Annotated in this window: 16 protein-coding genes; 4 read left to right on the forward strand and 12 right to left on the reverse strand. The window is 68.9% G+C overall.

Going from position 1 to position 16,846, the window contains the following annotated elements:
• Positions 1–20 precede the first annotated feature (20 nt).
• The 3 genes from DZG09_RS12895 to DZG09_RS12905 form a co-directional block, all read right to left on the reverse strand.
• Positions 21–458 carry a VOC family protein gene (locus tag DZG09_RS12895; RefSeq protein ID WP_205529174.1) on the reverse strand — a complete coding sequence of 146 codons (438 nt, stop codon included), beginning with the start codon at positions 456–458 and terminating at the stop codon, positions 21–23.
• Positions 459–518: 60 nt separating this feature from the next.
• A complete protein-coding gene (locus tag DZG09_RS12900; RefSeq protein ID WP_119698162.1) occupies positions 519–1,466 on the reverse strand; it encodes a nucleoside hydrolase in 948 nt (315 codons plus the stop codon).
• 84 nt (positions 1,467–1,550) lie between these two features.
• Entirely contained in the window at positions 1,551–3,245 is a 1,695-nt protein-coding gene (locus tag DZG09_RS12905) for a 2-isopropylmalate synthase (protein ID WP_119698310.1), read from the reverse strand.
• 248 nt (positions 3,246–3,493) lie between these two features.
• On the opposite strand from DZG09_RS12905, the gene DZG09_RS12910 reads away from it, so the two are divergent.
• On the forward strand, positions 3,494–4,162 hold the full coding sequence (locus tag DZG09_RS12910) for a FadR/GntR family transcriptional regulator (RefSeq protein WP_119698163.1): 669 nt from the start codon (positions 3,494–3,496) through the stop codon (positions 4,160–4,162).
• 38 nt (positions 4,163–4,200) lie between these two features.
• On the opposite strand, the gene DZG09_RS12915 is transcribed toward DZG09_RS12910, so the two are convergent.
• The 3 genes from DZG09_RS12915 to DZG09_RS12925 form a co-directional block, all read right to left on the reverse strand.
• Positions 4,201–4,599, reverse strand: a complete 399-nt coding sequence (locus DZG09_RS12915) for a DUF5684 domain-containing protein (protein WP_338040000.1) — start codon at positions 4,597–4,599, stop codon at positions 4,201–4,203.
• A 169-nt stretch (positions 4,600–4,768) separates the two neighbouring features.
• On the reverse strand, positions 4,769–7,279 hold the full coding sequence (locus tag DZG09_RS12920; protein WP_205529175.1) for an ATP-dependent Clp protease ATP-binding subunit: 2,511 nt from the start codon (positions 7,277–7,279) through the stop codon (positions 4,769–4,771).
• A gap of 241 nt (positions 7,280–7,520) precedes the next feature.
• A complete protein-coding gene (locus tag DZG09_RS12925; RefSeq protein ID WP_119698165.1) occupies positions 7,521–7,910 on the reverse strand; it encodes a histidine kinase in 390 nt (129 codons plus the stop codon).
• 187 nt (positions 7,911–8,097) lie between these two features.
• Between DZG09_RS12925 and DZG09_RS12930 the strand changes: the two genes are divergently transcribed.
• Positions 8,098–8,346 (forward strand): WhiB family transcriptional regulator, encoded by a 249-nt coding sequence (locus DZG09_RS12930; protein ID WP_005048317.1) that lies wholly within the window; start codon positions 8,098–8,100, stop codon positions 8,344–8,346.
• Positions 8,347–8,468: 122 nt separating this feature from the next.
• On the opposite strand, the gene DZG09_RS12935 is transcribed toward DZG09_RS12930, so the two are convergent.
• Genes DZG09_RS12935 through DZG09_RS12945 form a run of 3 tightly spaced genes read right to left on the reverse strand, consistent with a single transcriptional unit; the run spans position 8,469 to position 11,835 of the window.
• Entirely contained in the window at positions 8,469–9,944 is a 1,476-nt protein-coding gene (locus DZG09_RS12935) for a sensor histidine kinase (RefSeq protein ID WP_119698166.1), read from the reverse strand.
• Positions 9,945–9,997: 53 nt separating this feature from the next.
• Positions 9,998–11,239, reverse strand: a complete 1,242-nt coding sequence (locus tag DZG09_RS12940) for a CpaE/TadZ family protein (protein WP_119698167.1) — start codon at positions 11,237–11,239, stop codon at positions 9,998–10,000.
• Complete coding sequence (locus tag DZG09_RS12945) at positions 11,236–11,835, reverse strand: SAF domain-containing protein (protein WP_119698168.1); 600 nt, start codon at positions 11,833–11,835, stop codon at positions 11,236–11,238. The genes DZG09_RS12940 and DZG09_RS12945 overlap by 4 nt, the downstream gene beginning before the upstream one ends.
• Before the next feature lie 98 nt (positions 11,836–11,933).
• Here DZG09_RS12945 and DZG09_RS12950 point away from each other — a divergent pair, with 98 nt between their 5' ends.
• Positions 11,934–12,191: a helix-turn-helix domain-containing protein gene (locus DZG09_RS12950; protein WP_119698169.1), complete on the forward strand. Its 258-nt coding sequence runs from the start codon at positions 11,934–11,936 to the stop codon at positions 12,189–12,191.
• A 7-nt stretch (positions 12,192–12,198) separates the two neighbouring features.
• On the opposite strand, the gene DZG09_RS12955 is transcribed toward DZG09_RS12950, so the two are convergent.
• Positions 12,199–12,807, reverse strand: a complete 609-nt coding sequence (locus DZG09_RS12955; RefSeq protein ID WP_119698170.1) for a hypothetical protein — start codon at positions 12,805–12,807, stop codon at positions 12,199–12,201.
• Between the two features lie 189 nt (positions 12,808–12,996).
• On the opposite strand from DZG09_RS12955, the gene DZG09_RS12960 reads away from it, so the two are divergent.
• Complete coding sequence (locus DZG09_RS12960) at positions 12,997–13,428, forward strand: Rv3235 family protein (RefSeq protein WP_119698171.1); 432 nt, start codon at positions 12,997–12,999, stop codon at positions 13,426–13,428.
• 98 nt (positions 13,429–13,526) lie between these two features.
• On the opposite strand, the gene DZG09_RS12965 is transcribed toward DZG09_RS12960, so the two are convergent.
• Together DZG09_RS12965 and DZG09_RS12970 are read right to left on the reverse strand one after the other, a co-directional pair.
• Positions 13,527–14,555, reverse strand: a complete 1,029-nt coding sequence (locus DZG09_RS12965; RefSeq protein ID WP_119698172.1) for a 6-phosphofructokinase — start codon at positions 14,553–14,555, stop codon at positions 13,527–13,529.
• A gap of 129 nt (positions 14,556–14,684) precedes the next feature.
• Positions 14,685–16,838, reverse strand: a complete 2,154-nt coding sequence (locus DZG09_RS12970) for a DEAD/DEAH box helicase (RefSeq protein ID WP_119698173.1) — start codon at positions 16,836–16,838, stop codon at positions 14,685–14,687.
• Between the last annotated feature and the right edge of the window lie 8 nt (positions 16,839–16,846).

The raw sequence follows: 16,846 nt of genomic DNA on the forward strand, positions 1-16,846 counted from the left end.
TGCGCATCTCGGCGGCCGCGTCAGAGCTCCTCGGCGAGCGCGATGATGAAGCCCTCCGGGGCGCGCAGATAGCACAACCGATACGAGGCCTGGTACTGCTCCACCGAGCGCAGCAGCTCGGCCCCTCTGGCACGCAGCCGCGCGACGGTGTCGTCGATGTCGTCGACGGCGAACATCATCCGGTGCAGTCCGAGCGTGTTCACCTGCGGCTCCGACGGCGTCGGCTTGATGACGTCCGGATGCTCGAAACGGGTGATCTCGACGGCTGCGCCGCCGTCGGGGGCGCGCATCATCGCGATCTCGCAGCGCGCCCCGTCGACTCCGATCACGCCCTCGACCCACGGACCCTCGACGTGACCGCGCCCTTCCAGCTCGAGGCCGAGCTCCGCGAAGAACTCGATGGTCGCATCCAGGTCCGCGACGATGACGGCGACGTTGTCCATCCGCTTCACACTCATGGGGATCGACAGTACCTGCCTTCGCCGATGCAGGGAACTCCTTCAGGCGCCCGCTCCCGACTATGCGGCGGCGAGGAGCCGCGCCATCCGATCGGCGTAGCCGGGCTCGACCTCGAGCACGACACGATGACGGGCGTCGGTCGCGTCTGGCCAGCCGCGGTAGATGCCGCGCAGATCGGCGATGGTCTGGCCGCGACCCGGGCCGTCCGTGGTGTCGATCACCAGCGGAACGGCGGGCGCCGTGCGCACCTCAGCATCCCCGCATGCCACCCCCAGCGCGAGGGCGTCATGGTTGCCTGCGCAGCGGCGACCCGTCTCCCCGAGGTAGAAATCGAAATAGTAGTCGAGGATGTCGGAGCAGAATCGTCCGATGTCGCCTCCGGCGGAGAGCACCTCGCGGTGCTGCTCGGTCAGCATGTCGCGCATCGTCACGTCGAGCCCGACGAACGTGCACGACCACGCCGCGTCGATCACGCGCTGCGCCGCGTCCGGATCGTTGGCGATGTTCGCCTCTGCGACCGGTGTCTTGTTGCCGGGCGCAAGGAAGGCCCCGCCCATGACCGTCACCTCCGGCACTCGCTCCGGCAGCGTCGGATCAGCCTCCAGCGCCAGCGCGAGGTTGGTCAGCGGCCCCACCGCCACGATGTGCAGATCGCCCGAGTGCTCACGGCTGAGCCGCAGGATCATCTCCACGGCTGTCTCGTCCGCCAACGACGGTGCCGCTCCGGTGTCACCGAATCCGCCCAGCCCATCGGTGCCGTGCACGTGAGCGGCGTACTCCGGCGTGCCGCCCCGCAGCGGGCGTTCGGCACCTCGCGCGACAGGAACGCCGTCGACGTCGGCCAACTCGAGCAGCGTCGCCGTGTTGCGGGCGGCCGTGTCGACGTCGACGTTGCCCCACGTCGTGGTGCAGGCGACCAGATCCACTCGGGTGGAGACCGCCGCGGTCAGGATGGCGAGGGCGTCGTCAATGCCCGTATCGACGTCGAGGAGGATCTTCCGATTCACCGCCCCATCCTACGCACGGCACGCACCGCCGACGCGCGCTCGACGCCGACACGACGTCGACGCCGTCCAGCCGCGGGATCTCCGTCACGCCACCGCTCCTGCTCTCGCGAACGACCGATTCGCGGCGACCATCACTGCGGCCAGACTCGCAGAGAGCACGGATCCGTCCCGGCCTGCCGCCCATCCCGTCTCGCCGTGCCCACGGTACTCGATCGCCGTCAGCGCTTCGCTGCCGCGGCCCGCCCGCACACTGGTCTGATGCAGTTCCAGGATCTCGATCTCGACGCCCAGCTCGTCCAGTGCCGCCGTCAGAGCCTCGACAGGGCCGACATCGCTGTGCTCGCTGACGTGTTCGATCCCGCCCGCGCTCAACACGATCCGAACGCTCGATCCTCCGCCGACCTCGCAGGTCTCGATTCCAGTGAGCGCGATCGCCTCCTCCGCCACGAGATACGCCTCGTCGAAGATCCGCCACAGATCGGCTGCGGCGACCTCATCGCCTGTCGCATCGGTGTGGCGCTGCACATGGCGAGCCGCATCGATCTGCAGTCGGCGAGGCAGCTCGACGCCGTACTCCGCCTCGAGCAGGTAGGAGATCCCACCCTTGCCCGACTGCGAGTTCACGCGGATGACGGCGTCATAGCTTCGACCTATATCGGCCGGATCGATCGGCAGGTACGGCACCCGCCATTCGATCTCGCGGTCGCCGCACCCGGAGGCTTCTGCGCGGGCACGGTGTTCGGCGAAGCCCTTCCGGATGGCATCCTGATGCGTGCCGCTGAATGCGGTATGCACGAGATCACCGACGTAGGGGTGTCGCGGATGCACCTCGATCCGGTTGCAGTACTCGACTGTGCGGCGGATCTCGTCGATATCGGAGAAGTCGATCATCGGGTCGACTCCCTGCGCGTGCAGGTTGAGGGCGAGCGTTGCGATGTCGACGTTGCCCGTGCGCTCGCCGTTGCCGAAGATGCATCCCTCGACGCGCTGCGCGCCCGCAAGCACCGCCAGCTCGGCGCACGCGATGCCGGTGCCGCGATCGTTGTGCGGGTGCACCGACAGGATCACGCCGTCGCGCCTGGCGAGATTCCTGTGCATGTACTCGATCTGGTCGGCGTACACGTTCGGCGTCGCGATCTCGACCGTGGCCGGCAGATTCAGGATGACCGGCCGCTCGGGCGCCGCCTGCCACAGCTCGGTCATCGCATCGCAGACGTCGAGCGCATAGTCCGGCTCAGTGAGGTTGAACACCTCCGGACTGAACTCGAAGCGCACATTCGGCAGGTCGCCCGCCAGCTCGAGCACGTCGCGCCCACCGGCGACGATCAGCTTCTTCAGGTCAGCCCGATCGCGCCCCAGCACCGTGTCGCGCCAGATCGGCGCCGTCGCAGCGTACATGTGGATCACCACCGGATTGTCGATACCGGCGATCGAGGCGACCGTGCGTTCGATCAGGTCGCGCCGAGCTGGTGTGAACACGACGATGGTCACGTCATCCGGCGCTATGTCGCTCTCGGCGATGAGCCGGACGAAGTCGTAGTCGGTCTGCGAGGCGGATGGGTAGCCGACCTCGATCTCCTTGTAGCCCATCGCCACCATGAGCTCGAAGAAGCGGCGCTTCCGTTCGGGATCCATCGGCTCGGCGAGCGCCTGATTCCCGTCACACAGGTCGACGGGCACCCACAGCGGAGCGGCGGTGAGCCGGCGGCTCGGCCACGTCCGCTCGATGAGCGGCACATCCACTTTCGAATGGGCGTCGCGGTAGCGGGACGACGGCATCTGGGAGCCGCGCTGCTGGTTCCAGGCCGGTGCGTGGTCCGCCACAGGGCCCGAGGGCGTGGAGATGTGCGGGAATGCAGGGCTCACGAGGAGATCCTTCTGTTCGAACGAGAGGAACGGCACGCGAGGACTCCACGGTGGGGAGCCGATCCTCTTCGCCCCGCCGTGGCGTCAAAGAAGAAGGAACTCGTTCGATCGCACGGCTAGAATGTACCACAACTCCTCAGACAAGCAGAGAGATAGATGAGATGACGCAGGTGAAGCGCGCGCCCCTGGCCGATCAGGCGGCCGAGCTGCTGCTCGACCGGATCCGCTCGGGCGAGTGGACTCTGGGTGCGAAGCTGCCCGGCGAGACGACACTCGCCCCGCAGCTCGGCGTCGGCCGCTCGACTGTGCGCGAGGCGATCCGTCAGCTGGCGGGCCGCGGGGTCCTCTCCTCGCGCCAGGGTGCCGGCGTGTTCGTCACAGCACTCGACGCGTCCGAGGACTGGGACGCGGTGCTGCAGCGGGTCGGCATCGCCGCAGTGATCGAGGCACGGATCGCCATCGAGACGGAGGCAGCCGCTCGCGCCGCCGAGCGCCGCACCCCCGCCGCGATGCGCGGGATCCGGCGGGCGCTCATCGCGCGGCAGAGCGACCACGCCACAGTCGAGGACTACGTCGACGCCGACACGGCCTTCCACAGCGCCGTGGTCGCGGCGGCGGAGAACCCGGTTCTGATCGAGATCTTCGACTCCTTCGTGCCTCGCCTGCGACAGGCGATGATCGAGATGCTGCGCATCGGTCGCCATTCGGACGACGCCGCGGACCGGGCCGCACACGACGACCTCGCCGAGGCCATCGCGTCGCGCGACCCCGAGACTGCCAGCCGACTCAGCCGCGACCACTTGGAATCGCTGCGGCGCGCTCTCGCCTGACTTCGGCACGCCGTCCAGACGCGCGTGGCGTACGTTCGTCAGCGGATCTCCGGCTGGTAGCGGTCGCTGCCGAAGCCCAGGATGAGGTAGCCGATCGGTGCGAGCAGCCACAGCAGGAAGAACGAGAACGCCCCGCCGTGGCCGAAGTTCCTGCCCACCTTCACCGCCACGATGATCGCGAGCACGATGTTCACGATCGGGATCAGGTAGAGCAGCGCGAACCACATGCTCATCCGCGCGACCTTCAGCAGGAAGATCACGTTGACGATCGGGATGATGCCGAGAATGCCCGGGATGTCCGCCTTGACGAACGTCTTCCACAGGCCGATCGCGACGATCACGTACACGATCAGTGCGGCGATCCCGCCGCCCGCGCCCATCGTCGCCAACAGTGCGTCGAACGCCCCTGTGCCGCCCATATCGCCGTAGTCCGTCATCCGGATCACCTCTCATGCGTCTATGCGGTGCCTATGCCATCAAGATACTGGCTCGACGATCGATTGTCACCGGGTCGCGCAACATCCGTGTCGCGTCGGGCGATGCGGATCCGTTCCGACGCGAACGGGCGGCCAGAGGCATCGGACCGCCCGTTCTGCGCAGGTTCGCTCAGGCCGCGACGGGCACCCCGGCCTCAGCGACGACGGCGAGCTCTCCGCCGTTCGCGTCGACCCGCACCCTGCCGCCGTCGGTCAGCGCACCGGAGACGAACAGCTCGGCGATCCTGTCGTCGAGCTCGCGCTGGATGACCCTGCGCAACGGCCGCGCGCCGTACTCCGGCTCGTAGCCGTGGTCGGCCAGCCACTCGATCGCGGCAGGAGTCACATCGAGCGCGATCTCGCGCGCCGCCAGGCGATCGCGGGTGCGACCGAGCAGCAGCCCGACGATCTCGCGCAGCTGCTCGCGATCGAGCTTGCGGAACATCACGATCTCGTCGATCCGATTCAGGAACTCCGGACGCATCGATTCGCGCAGCCTGCCCATCACGCGGTCGCGCAGGTCCTTCTCGTCGAACTCGCTGCCGCCCGCTGAGAAGCCGATCGCTCCCCCGCGTGCCGCCAGGTACTCGGACCCCAGGTTGGAGGTCATCACCACGACGGTGTTGCGGAAGTCGACCGTGCGCCCCTGACCATCGGTCAGACGCCCGTCGTCCAGCACCTGCAGCAGCAGATTGAAGACATCAGGATGCGCCTTCTCGATCTCATCGAACAGCACGATCGAGTACGGGTTGCGACGCACCCGTTCGGTGAGCTGGCCGGCCTCGTCATACCCGACATATCCGGGAGGCGCCCCGACGAGACGCGACACGGTGTGCCGCTCGCCGAACTCGCTCATGTCGAACCGGATGACCGCGCTCTCGTCATCGAACAGGCTCGCCGAGAGCGCCTTGGCCAGCTCGGTCTTGCCGACGCCGGTCGGGCCGAGGAACAGGAACGAACCGACCGGTCGACGCGGGTCGCCCATTCCGGTCCTGCTGCGCCGGATGGAGCGCGCCACAGCGGCCACCGCATCGTCCTGTGCGACCACGCGGGAGTGCAGCTCCCCCTCAAGGCCGGCGAGGCGCTCGCGCTCGCCCTCCGTGATGCGATTGGCGGGGATGCCGGTTGCGCGGCTGATCACCTCGGCGATATCGGCCTCGTCGATCGTGAGGTCGCCGCCGCTGCGAGATGAGGCCTCGTCGATCCGGTGCTGCGTCTCGGCGATCTCGTCACGGATGCGAGACGCCTCCTCGTAGCGCTCCGCCTCGACCGCGGTGTTCTTGTCGTTCTCCAGCGCGGCGAGCCGAGCCATCAGCTCACCCGTGTCGACGGGCACCCCGACGCGCAGCCTCAGTCTGGCACCTGCCTGATCGATCAGGTCGATCGCCTTGTCCGGCAGCACACGCTCGGTGAGGTACCTGTCGCTGAGCTCGACTGCGGCGCGCAGCGCATCGTCCGTGTACGACACACGGTGGTGCTCCTCGTATGCGGGGCGCAGCCCGTGCAGGATCTCGATGGCGTCGCCGACCGACGGCTCGCCGACGGCGACCTGCTGGAACCGCCGCGCGAGAGCGCTGTCCTTCTCGATCGTTCTGAACTCCTTCAGCGTGGTCGCGCCGACGAGGTGCAGCTCCCCGCGCGCCAGCCGCGGTTTGAGGATGTTGCCGGCGTCCATGGCTCCCTCGCCGCCGGCTCCGGCACCGACGACGGTGTGGAGCTCGTCGAGGAACAGGATGATCTCGTCCTTGTGCTCTGCGACCTCCTCCAGCACCGAAGTGAGCCGCTCCTCGAAGTCGCCGCGATAGCGCGCCCCGGACAGCATGCCAGGCAGGTCGAGGGAGATGACGCGCTTCTCCTTCAGCTGCTGCGGCACTTCTCCCTCGACGATGGCGCGCGCGAGTCCCTCGACGATCGCGGTCTTGCCGACGCCGGCCTCACCGACCAGCACGGGGTTGTTCTTGGTGCGACGCGACAGGATCTCGATCGCCTGCTCGGTCTCGGCCGCTCGTCCGATCACCGGATCGATCGTGCCCTCCTCCGCGCGGGCCGTGAGGTCGACTCCGTACTTCGCGAGCATCGACTCGCCCTGTGCACCATCGTTCGCCGGAGCGCCTGCGGGCTGCATCTGCTCTCGTGCACCCTGCGTCAGCGACTCAGGCGTGACGCCCGCTCCGGCGAGGATCTGCCCGGCCGGGCTGTCCTGTGCGAGCACGAGTGCGAAGAAGACGTGCTCCGGATCGATGTACGTCGAACCGGCCGAGCGCGCGACCTGGTAGGCGTGGAACAGCGCGCGCTGGACCGCGCTGGTGAGCGATGCGGCGTCGACCCCCGCCGCGTCGCTCGCGGCGGGCAGCCGTTCCTCGGCCGCTGTGCGCAGCGCCGCGATGTCACCACCCGCGCGCGCGACAGCGGCGGCGACCGTGTCGTCGTCGAGCAGCACGCGCATCACGTGCAGGGCGTCGAGCTCCTGCTGACCGCGGCCGAGTGCGAAGGCGCCCGCCCGCTGCAGCATCTCCTGCGTGCGCTTGCTCAAGAAGCGCGTGAGGTCGAACGAACGCGCCTGACGCGCACGCTCGCCCTGAAGATAGCGAGCGAGGAAGTCGTCGAATGCGCCGAGACCGTCCTGCGGGAAGTCGGCCATGATTCCTCCTTTGACTTGAGTGACCCTGCCTCAAGTTTACGAACCTGAGCGCAGTTGTATCAAGTACAACGCGAGGTGTGGCGGGCTATTCCCACTGATCCGCCCACGGCATCATCCGTCGGCAGACCGCGGCGATGCGGTCCATCCGGATGGCTCGCGAGATGCGCACCTATTCGACGAAGCCGCGGCAGAAGCGGCGCATCTCGACGAGATGTGCGCATCTCGGCAGCTGCGGCGACGATCAGCGGCGGTGAGCGGGGTCCGCGCGCTCGGTGAGCAGGAGCAGAATGAGGGTTGCCGCGCCCGGTGCCCCGATCGCGACGGCGATCAGGGGGTGCGCGTAGGCGCCCGTCACGGCGCCGACCGCGACGGCGATCACGAGGAACTGCGCGACGATGCCGCCGGAGCGGCCCCACGAGCGGCCGACGACGACCGCCCAGGCGAAGGCCGCGACGCCCGCGGCGCCGATCAGCGTCATCACGATCAGCGCGAGCGCGGACGCCACAGAACCAGCGCCCGACCCGATCAGCGCGACGATCTCCCAGCAGGCCAGCGCCAGCAGCGCGAGGGATTCCAGACCGAGCAGCGCGGCCGCGATTCGGGCGGTCGGTGCTGGAGAAGGAGTGCTCATCTGCTGTTCGATTCCTGACCGGTTCACGAAAACCATTGACGATACCGCCACAGTGTAAGACACTTGTTAACGGAATGTTTCCCCACAGTGTGGTGGGAGCGGGCTCTTCCCGCGACATCTCCCAGCGTAGACCGCCCGAATGTTCTGCGCTGACTCGGATTCACCCACCACCGCAAGGAGCATCACCATGGACTGGCGCGACAAGGCAGCCTGCCTCACCGTCGACCCCGAACTCTTCTTCCCTGTCGGGAACACGGGTCCCGCCGTCGACCAGATCGAAAAGGCCAAATCGGTCTGCGCCCGATGCACTGTGACCGAAGTGTGCCTGCAGTACGCGCTCGAGACGGGGCAGGACTCCGGCGTCTGGGGCGGCCTCAGCGAGGACGAGCGCCGCGCGCTGAAGCGCCGCGCCGCTCGCGCCCGCCGCGCGAGCTGACCGACCACCGCGCGAGACGAAGACTTCCCAGGCCCGCTCTCCGGAGCGGGCCTTCGGCGTTCGGCGGCAGTGATCGCGTCGACTTCCCGCCCCGAGGCGTGCAGACCCGCCGACGCCGCGTCCTACTTCGCGATCCAGCGCAGCGGGATGTCGACGATCACCTCGGTGCCGCCGCTCTCCGGCGACGTCCAGTCGATCGTCCCGCCGAGCTCGCCCTGAATCAGGGTGCGCACGATCTGGGTGCCGAGCCCGCGACCCACCTTGCCGCCCTGCAGCCCGATCCCGTTGTCGCGGATGCGCACCGAGAGCCGTTCGTCAGAGCGCTCCGTGACGATCTCGACTTCGCCGTCCGAGTCCTTCAGCCCGTGCTCGACGGCGTTCGTGACGACTTCGGTCAGCGCGAGCGCGAGCGGCGTCGCGTACTTGCTCGGCAGCACACCGAACCTGCCGCTCAGTCGCGTGCGCGCAAGCGTGTTCGGTGCGGCCGCCACCTCGGCGACCAGCCGCAGGACGCGCTCGAACACGACGTCGAAATCGACGTTCTGCGTCAGCCCCTCTGAGAGTGTGTCGTGCACGACGGCGATCGACGCGACTCGACGCATCGCCTGACCGAGCGCGTCTGCGGCCTCCTCGCTCGGCGTGCGGCGGGCCTGGATCCGCAGCAGCGACGCAACCGTCTGCAGGTTGTTCTTGACGCGGTGGTGGATCTCCCGGATCGTCGCGTCCTTGGTGAGGATCTCCTGCTCCTGGTTGCGCAGCTCCGTCACATCGCGGCACAGCACGATCGCGCCGCTGCGTTCGCCGTGGTCCGTGAGCGGGATCGTCCGCAGCGCCACGGTCACCCCGCGCGCGTTCACGTCGGTGCGCCACGCGGCGCGACCCGACGCGACAACTGGCAGCGACTCGTCGACCTCCGCCGATGCCTCGACCAGCGACGCCGTCACATCCGGGAGCGACTCTCCCTCGAGCTCCTCGGCGAAGCCGAGTCTGTTGAACGCAGAGAGCGCGTTGGGGCTGGCGAAGGTGATCGTGCCGTCGACCTCGAGCCGCACCAGGCCGTCGGAGGCGCGAGGCGCGCCGCGGCGCGCACCGGTCGGAGCGTCTTTGTCGGGGAACTCGGCGGTCGCGATCATTCGGAAGATGGAGTCCGCGCACTCGTTGAACGTGATCTGCTGACGCGACGGCGCGCGCACCTCACCGAGGTTCGTGTGTCGGGTCAGCACGCCGATCACCCTGGGGGCCTCGCCGTCGGTGCGCACGATCGGCACCGCCCTCACCCGTGTCGGCGTCTCCTCGAACCACTCGGGCGACGAGGTGTCCACGATCTCGCGCCTCGTCACGGCGTCGCGCACCTGCTTCTGCCATTGCGGGCGCACCTTCTCGCCCACGATGTCGCGGTAGAACAGCGTGGCAGCACCGCTGGGCCTTGCATGCGCGACCGCGAGGTGCGATTCGTCGGCCGTCGGCGCCCACAGCACGATATCGGCGGATGCCAGGTCGGCGAGGAGCTGGCCGTCCGCGGCGACGCGGTGCAGCCACTCGATATCCGTTTCGCTCTGGACCCCCTGGGCCGAGACGAGATCGCTGAGAGTCGACACCCTCACAGTCTATGCAGGGTCCCGCTCCGGGGTGAACGGAGCGTGACCGAGCCTCAGGCCGCATTGCGGCGCAGCTCGCGCCTCGATATCGGCGCCGCAACGACCGCCGTCGGTCGTCCCACACGCTTGGCGAGGCGGCCCATCGCCTGCGCGAGGGACGAGCGAGCCGCCACCTCCCCCGCGGGGCGCGCAGCGAGCAGTGCGGCGTCGATCGCCCGGATGTCGAAGGGGACGAACGAGACGTCGTCGAGGCCCGCATAGCGCGAGAGCGTACGTCGCACCTGCCCGCGAGCATCGATGCCCAGCGCACCGCCGCGGAGTCGGTTCACGACGATGTGCAGGGGCGTGCTGCCGATGTGCGCCCTCAGCTCGGCGTGGGCGCGCAGGAAGCGCGCGATGCTCACCGGGTCGGCCGAGGTGACGGCGACGACCGCGTCTGCGGATTCGAGCACCGACAGCGCAGCCGCATTGCGGCGCGGCCCCGCGATATCGCTGACGATCTCCTCGTCGCGCTCGATCGACGCGCTCGTGTCGACCACGACGTGGTCGGTCCAGGACCGGCACGCGGTGAGAACGGCGCGCACCCGGTCTGCCGAGAGCTCCGGCCAGCGCGACGGTCGGTTCAGCCCTGTCAGCACATCGACGGCTGACGACTCGAGCGGAGCGCTGATGCGCGTCAGCTCCGCCGCGTCGAGAGAGCCGACACTCGCCTTGCGTGCCGCAGCCGCGATGCCGGGACTGTCCTCGGCCAGCCCGAGCGCAGCGGCGAGCGACGGCGCGTGCGTGTCGGCGTCGACCAGTGCGGCACGCCCGCCGCGCTGCGCCAGCGCGACGGCGAGTTCCGTGGCGATCGTCGACCGACCGGGCGCCCCGTGCGTGCCCCACACCGCGAGCACCTGCCCGTCCGTGGTGTCGATTCGCGCCGTCGCGCCCTCGCGCACGGCGTCTGCGACGCGCCATCCCTCGACGTCGACGGCCAACGGCTCGCGCAGCCCGAATGACCGCGCCCAGCGCTTCTCCCCTGCACGCTGGGCGATCGGCACGATTCTGGTTCCGTGCCTGTCGCAGGCCGAGACGAGCTCCGGCGTGAGTGCGTCGCGGGATGCCGTCACGACGACGGCATCGATGTCGGCGAGCACCTCGCGCAGCCGCGATCCGGCATCACGAAGCTGCGGAGCGAGCAGCTGCGGAGCGATCTGCGCCGCGACGTCCGCGCCGTCGACGACCAGCTCGGCGGCAAGACGTTCCCCGTGCGGCTCCGCGACGGCGACGACGAGTGAGAGCGGCCCGCTCATCCGGCGCTCCCCACCGGAACGACCGAGAGCGCGTCCCCCGACGAGATCGCCTCGAGAACGTCAGCGACCACGGCTCGATGCAGGACCAGCTCCACACTCGTACGAGACGAGGCGGACATCACGGCGTCGTCGCGCACGACCTCGCCGACCACGGCGTCCGGCACGAGGATGCGCGGGGCGTCGAAGCCGCTCTCCATCGCCGGCGCGGCCCACAGTTCGACGAGAGCGCCGGGTTCCACTCGGCTCGGAACCTCGGCCGCGCTGTCGACCACGACCGTCGTGGTGTCCGTCGCATCGCCGACGGCCGCGGCGGGGAGGAGCTCGCCCGCACCGATCGTGCGCTGCGCGATGAGCCCGTCGAGTCGCTCCTCTGCGGTGACATAGCGTCCGTCGGCTGTGCCGAGATTGGCTTCGACGACGGTCACGTCGCCGGAATCGAGCGGCTGCCCCGACACGATCGTGTCGGCGGCGACGAACACGGGGACGGTCTGCCGCGCACCCGTGACCACCGCCCATACGCCGACGACCGACACCACGATGAGCCCGACGCCGATGAAGAACCGTGCGTCCGCCCAGAAAGCCCTTCGCTTCGCCATGACGGTCAGCGTGGCAGATTCCGAGCGACGGCGTCGGGAGTTATCCACATGCACGTCATCCGTGGCCAACTCATAGGGTTCGGATCGATAATGGAGCCATGACGGGTTCCCGACTGTTCACACCGGCGCAGGTGGCAGAGGTCCTCGCCATCGACGTCGATTCCGTCATGGCACTCGCCCGAGAAGGGCGCGTGCATGCCGTGCGCGTCGGCTCTCCCGCTTCGTGGCGCATCGACGCGGAAAGCGTGAACGCCTATCTGGGTGAGCAGGCTGAGGATGCCCGCCGCCGCGCACTCTGGCACGAGTCGCAGAACGCGAGCATGCCCGAGGTCTGGGGCACCCCGGGCACACTCTGACGCCTCCCTACGCGCGCCCGGCGAGCGCCGTGCCCTCGCCGACGTCGACCCGCACCCAGGCGACCGCGTGCAGCGGGATGATCCGGTACCCTCTCACCTCGGCCTCGCGCCGCGGCGTGCCGTGGTCGTGCAGTGCGACATCGGCATGGTCCGCCGCGACCCTGTCGAAGGTGCCGGACAGATTTCGCCCGGATGTGGTGCCCATGGTCACCGCGACGCGGCGGCGCGCGAGGTCGCGCAGCGCGAAGCCGAATGTGACGCGCTCGGCGAGCCTGTCCGGTTGTGCCGACCCTTCTCGCGCTGACGCGACGACGGAGACGCCCGACAGCGAGAGGCTCGTGATCGCGGCGAGCGGTGCGAGCAGAATCGACCCGTCGCCCAGTCGGGCGGCCGCCCAGTCCGCTCCCACGGCATCGAGCCGCGCCTCGTGCACTGCCTCGTCCGACAGTTCGAGCCGCACCGATGCACCATCGGCTGCGAGGGCGGCGATCCGATCGCGCAGGCCGAGCCTGGCGATCCTGAGGCGCTCCGTTTCGGAATCGAGCGCGGCTCGCTCCGCCTCCCACTCAGCGGAGAGCTGATCCTCGAGATCCTGGAAGAAGTTGTCCCAGCGCACGCGGACGACGCTATCCGGTTCGGCTCCGTCGTGCGGAATCTGTCCACAGTCATCGTCAGGATGCGTTTCCCACAGGCATACTTGCCTGGTGCGCTGAGGGCTGCCTCGTGCTGGGATTCTGAGACATGAGGGTCTCGGGCCGCCGACGACCCGGTTCTCCCACGTGGCAGCGAGGAGGCTGTTCAACCGATGTCCGTTCCTGTACCCGCCGCACGCCCTCGCGTGCGGCGTGCGCGAGAGGTTCACGAGCTGTTCGACCGGCAGCGCGCGTCGAGCCGCACGCTGCCCGACCCTGCTCCCCTGCTCGACCGCCTCGCCCGAGGTGCGATCGAGGTGATCGCCGGCGTTCGAGAACCGGAGCAGATGGCGCGCTGGCTCGCGGAGAAGCCGTTCCTCAGCCTCATCGCCAGGGCCAATCTCGCCCACCGCGCGAGGAGCGCGCGGAACCAGACAGCCAGACACCCGACGTACGTCGTGAAGTCGGTGCGCGTCTCGTCTCCGGAGGACGGAGTCGCCGAGGGCGTCGTCGTCGTGCAGATGCCGTCGCGCAGCCGCGCCGTCGCAATCCGGCTCGAGGGGATCGACCGCCGCTGGCGAGCAACAGCCCTCGCCATACTCTGAATGCGCATCAGCCACGCGCATCGCGGCGTCCGTGCCGCTCAGCGTGCCAGCGCACGCAGCCACGGCCCGTCCGTGCGCTGCACGCACCATCCATGCACTCAGCCGAAGAGGGTCGCTGCGCCTTCGTAGCGCTCCATGGGAACGGTGTTGAGCTCACCGAGCGCATCGGAGAAGGGCACGCGCACGATCGCCGTGCCCTGCATCGCGACCATCTGGCCCCACTCGCCGTCGACGATCGCATCGACGGCGTGCAGACCGAGGCGAGTGGCGAGCACGCGGTCGAAGCCGGACGGCGCGCCGCCGCGCTGGATGTGCCCCAGCACCGTCGAGCGCGTCTCTATGCCTGTCACCCGTTCGATCTCCGGCGCAAGCACCTCGCTGATGCCGCCGAGGCGCGGGCGGTTGAACGCGTCGAGCCCCTTGTCGCTGTACGCCTCGTCCTGGCCGATGAGCTTGAAGCCCTCCGCCACGACGACGAGCGGGGCGCGGCCGCGCTCCGCTGCCGAGTTGACCTTGTCGCAGATGTCCTCGAGCGAGAGCGGAACCTCGGGGATGCAGATGATGTGCGCGCCGGCCGCCATGCCGGAGTGCAGGGCGATCCACCCCACGTGTCGCCCCATGACCTCCGCCACCATGCAGCGCTGGTGCGAGTCACCCGTCGTACGCAGGCGATCCATCGCCTCCGTGGCGATGTTCACCGCGGTGTCGAAGCCGAACGAGTAGTCGGTCGCACGCAGGTCGTTGTCGATGGTCTTGGGAACTCCGAGCACGTTGATGCCGTCGTTCGCGAGGCGCTGCGCGGCGGCGAGCGTCCCCTCACCGCCGATCGCGATGACGCCGTCGATGTGGTGTCCGTACAGCGTCTTGGCGATGTTCTCCGGGCCGCCGCGCTCGCCGTCGTACGGGTTGGTGCGGCTCGTGCCGAGGATCGTGCCTCCGACCTTCGACAGACCCTTCACCTGATGACGCGTCAGCGGGAAGAAGTCGCCCTCGACGAGCCCCTTCCAGCCGTCGCGGATGCCGACGAACTCGATGCCGTGGTGCTCTGTGCCGTTGAGCACGGCCCCGCGGATCACCGCGTTCAAACCAGGACAGTCGCCGCCAGAGGTGAGGATACCGATCTTCATACGTCAAGGTTAGCGGGCGCCGCGTGCTCCGGATGACTTCGACGGCGACACGCACCGGACATCCGGATGAACGCTCAGCGACTCCCGATCGGCATCGCGGGCCGATACAGCCGCTGTTCGACGGCGCGCTCAGGCCCCGGGGTGCAGCTCCGCCCGCAGCACGTGCATCAGCGCAGCGAGCTGCACGGATTCGACAGCGCCCTCTTCGGTCTGCTCGCCGTCGAGGGCCCGCGCGGCGAGTCCCTCCTTCTGGTCGATCAGCTCGGCGATCTTCGTGTCGAGGGTGTGCGCCGCGATGATCCGCCACGCGGTCACAGGGTCGTCCTGGCCGATGCGGTGCACGCGGTCGATCGCCTGCGTCTGCTCCGCCGCCGTCCAGCTCAGCTCGGCGAGCACGACGTTCGACGCCGCCTGGAGGTTCACGCCGACCCCGGCCGCCGTCAGCGAGCACACGATGATTCCGACATCCGGATCGTTCGTGAACGCATCGATCGCCGCCTGCCGCGCCACAGCGGTCTGATCGCCGCGGATGGAGACCGCCCTGATCTCGTTGGCGCGGAAGTGCGCCTCCGCCTGGTCCATCACGTCGATGTGCTTGGCGAAGTAGACCACCTTGCCGACGGAGCGCTGCAGCTGGGCCGCGTAGTCGGCTGCGAGCCCCGCCTTGGCCTGACCGATCCTGCGCACCATCGAGAAGACGTTGTCGCCTTCCGCCCCGGCTGCCTTCGACTCGTCGAGTTCGCCCTGCGCGACGAGGCGCACGATGTCCTCGTCGATCTCGCCCGGGGCCAGCCCGCGGTCACCACGAGCATCGAGAATGCGTCGGTAGCGAGCGGCCAGGCGAGCGGCCAGCTTGCGCTCGGCATCGCGGATGCCCCGGCCGAACTCGTCGTCGAGCTGCACCGGCATGTCTGCGACGAGCTTGTCAGGCAGATCCTTCGCGACGTCCTTCTTCCTGCGCCGTACGATGCCCATGTCGATGACGGCGCTGCGCGCCTCAGGGTAGAAGGCTTTGTCCGCCGGCGTGAGGCCGGTCGAGTCGAGCTTCGACATCAGCTCCGGCCCCGGCTTCTCCCCGTTCGCCCATCCGAGGAAGCGCCAGATCGCATCGAAGTCCTCGACGTCGTTGATCAGCGGAGTTCCGGTGAGCGCCATCAGCAGCGGGTTGCCGCCCGGCGTCGTCTCGCGCACGCGCTCGGCGAGCGCCAGCACGTTCTGCGAGCGCTGCGACGACAGGTTCTTGATGAAGTGCGCCTCGTCGACCACCATGCCGCGCAGCCCGATCGTCGCGAGCCAGCCGAGATGGCGGTCGAGGATCTCGTAGTTGACGATGAAGATGTCGGCGAATGCATCGACGTCCTGCCCGTCGCCGTTGATGACGGTGGCACGGCGCTGCGGGGTCCATCGCTCGACCTCGCGTGCCCAGTTCATCTTCACGACGTTGGGCACCACGACGACGAGCGGGAAGGCGTTCGCGACGGAGGCGGCGAGCACCGACTGCGCCGTCTTGCCCAGACCCGGCTCATCTGCGAGCAGGAACGTGCGGTGGCCGGCTCGGACGGATTCGAGGAAGCGCGACTGGTGCACCATCACGTCGAACCCCTTGGGCGAGACGCGGTCGATCTCCGGAACGGGCGGCAGCGGCATCACAGCGGATCCTCCGCCGGAGCCGAGCTCGAAGGCCTTGTACAGCGGCCCCATCAGCTCCCAGTCATCGAGGCGGCTGCGGCGCGGCGGCTGCGGTCGGCGCGCAACGTCCGGCTCGAGGAACGGGTTCGCTTCTCGTCGGTACTCGATCTGCTCCGGAACGACGGCGCGCTCCGCCGCCGCTCTCGGAACGACGGGCTCGACCGCCGCAGGCTTCGCATCGGCGATGATCAGCTCTTCCGGCGCGAGCTCGGCACCCGACTCGAGCAGCCAGTCGCGGCGCATGCGCTGCGCAACGGGGCTCGTCGCGTGATCGACCTCCAGCAGCTGGATCAACGAGGTATCGCGCGCCGCGGTCTTCGCAAGGATCGTGGCGACGCCGTCGAGCCGCTTGAGCAGTTCGGCGCGGGCCGAGTCGCTGATTGCGGCGGCGTCCTTCACACGGGCGCGTTCCTCGCGCACGAGGAACGCGATCACCTGGAACTTGACGCGGTTCGTCGGGCCGAGCCTGTTCTTCTGCGCCTTGGCCTCGACCTCCCGAACCTTGCGGGCGAGGATCGGGATGATCGGTGCCTCATCATCGCGGCGTGCGGACGAAGACTTCTTGCGCTTCCGCGCGGGTGCCGTGGTCGGCATGCTCCTCC

This window comes from Microbacterium halotolerans (genome assembly GCF_003569805.1).
GTDB classification, from domain to species: Bacteria; Actinomycetota; Actinomycetes; order Actinomycetales; family Microbacteriaceae; genus Microbacterium; species Microbacterium halotolerans.

What these genes read in the sequence shown, in the direction of transcription:
- DZG09_RS12895 (WP_205529174.1), bottom strand. Translation starts at nt 458, where the DNA reads ATGAGTGTGAAGCGGATGGACAACGTCGCCGTCATCGTCGCGGACCTG.
- DZG09_RS12905 (WP_119698310.1), bottom strand. Translation starts at nt 3,245, where the DNA reads ATGCCGTCGTCCCGCTACCGCGACGCCCATTCGAAAGTGGATGTGCCG.
- DZG09_RS12910 (WP_119698163.1), top strand. Translation starts at nt 3,494, where the DNA reads ATGACGCAGGTGAAGCGCGCGCCCCTGGCCGATCAGGCGGCCGAGCTG.
- DZG09_RS12915 (WP_338040000.1), bottom strand. Translation starts at nt 4,599, where the DNA reads ATGACGGACTACGGCGATATGGGCGGCACAGGGGCGTTCGACGCACTG.
- DZG09_RS12920 (WP_205529175.1), bottom strand. Translation starts at nt 7,279, where the DNA reads ATGGCCGACTTCCCGCAGGACGGTCTCGGCGCATTCGACGACTTCCTC.
- DZG09_RS12925 (WP_119698165.1), bottom strand. Translation starts at nt 7,910, where the DNA reads ATGAGCACTCCTTCTCCAGCACCGACCGCCCGAATCGCGGCCGCGCTG.
- DZG09_RS12930 (WP_005048317.1), top strand. Translation starts at nt 8,098, where the DNA reads ATGGACTGGCGCGACAAGGCAGCCTGCCTCACCGTCGACCCCGAACTC.
- DZG09_RS12940 (WP_119698167.1), bottom strand. Translation starts at nt 11,239, where the DNA reads ATGAGCGGGCCGCTCTCACTCGTCGTCGCCGTCGCGGAGCCGCACGGG.
- DZG09_RS12945 (WP_119698168.1), bottom strand. Translation starts at nt 11,835, where the DNA reads ATGGCGAAGCGAAGGGCTTTCTGGGCGGACGCACGGTTCTTCATCGGC.
- DZG09_RS12950 (WP_119698169.1), top strand. Translation starts at nt 11,934, where the DNA reads ATGACGGGTTCCCGACTGTTCACACCGGCGCAGGTGGCAGAGGTCCTC.
- DZG09_RS12960 (WP_119698171.1), top strand. Translation starts at nt 12,997, where the DNA reads ATGTCCGTTCCTGTACCCGCCGCACGCCCTCGCGTGCGGCGTGCGCGA.
- DZG09_RS12965 (WP_119698172.1), bottom strand. Translation starts at nt 14,555, where the DNA reads ATGAAGATCGGTATCCTCACCTCTGGCGGCGACTGTCCTGGTTTGAAC.
- DZG09_RS12970 (WP_119698173.1), bottom strand. Translation starts at nt 16,838, where the DNA reads ATGCCGACCACGGCACCCGCGCGGAAGCGCAAGAAGTCTTCGTCCGCA.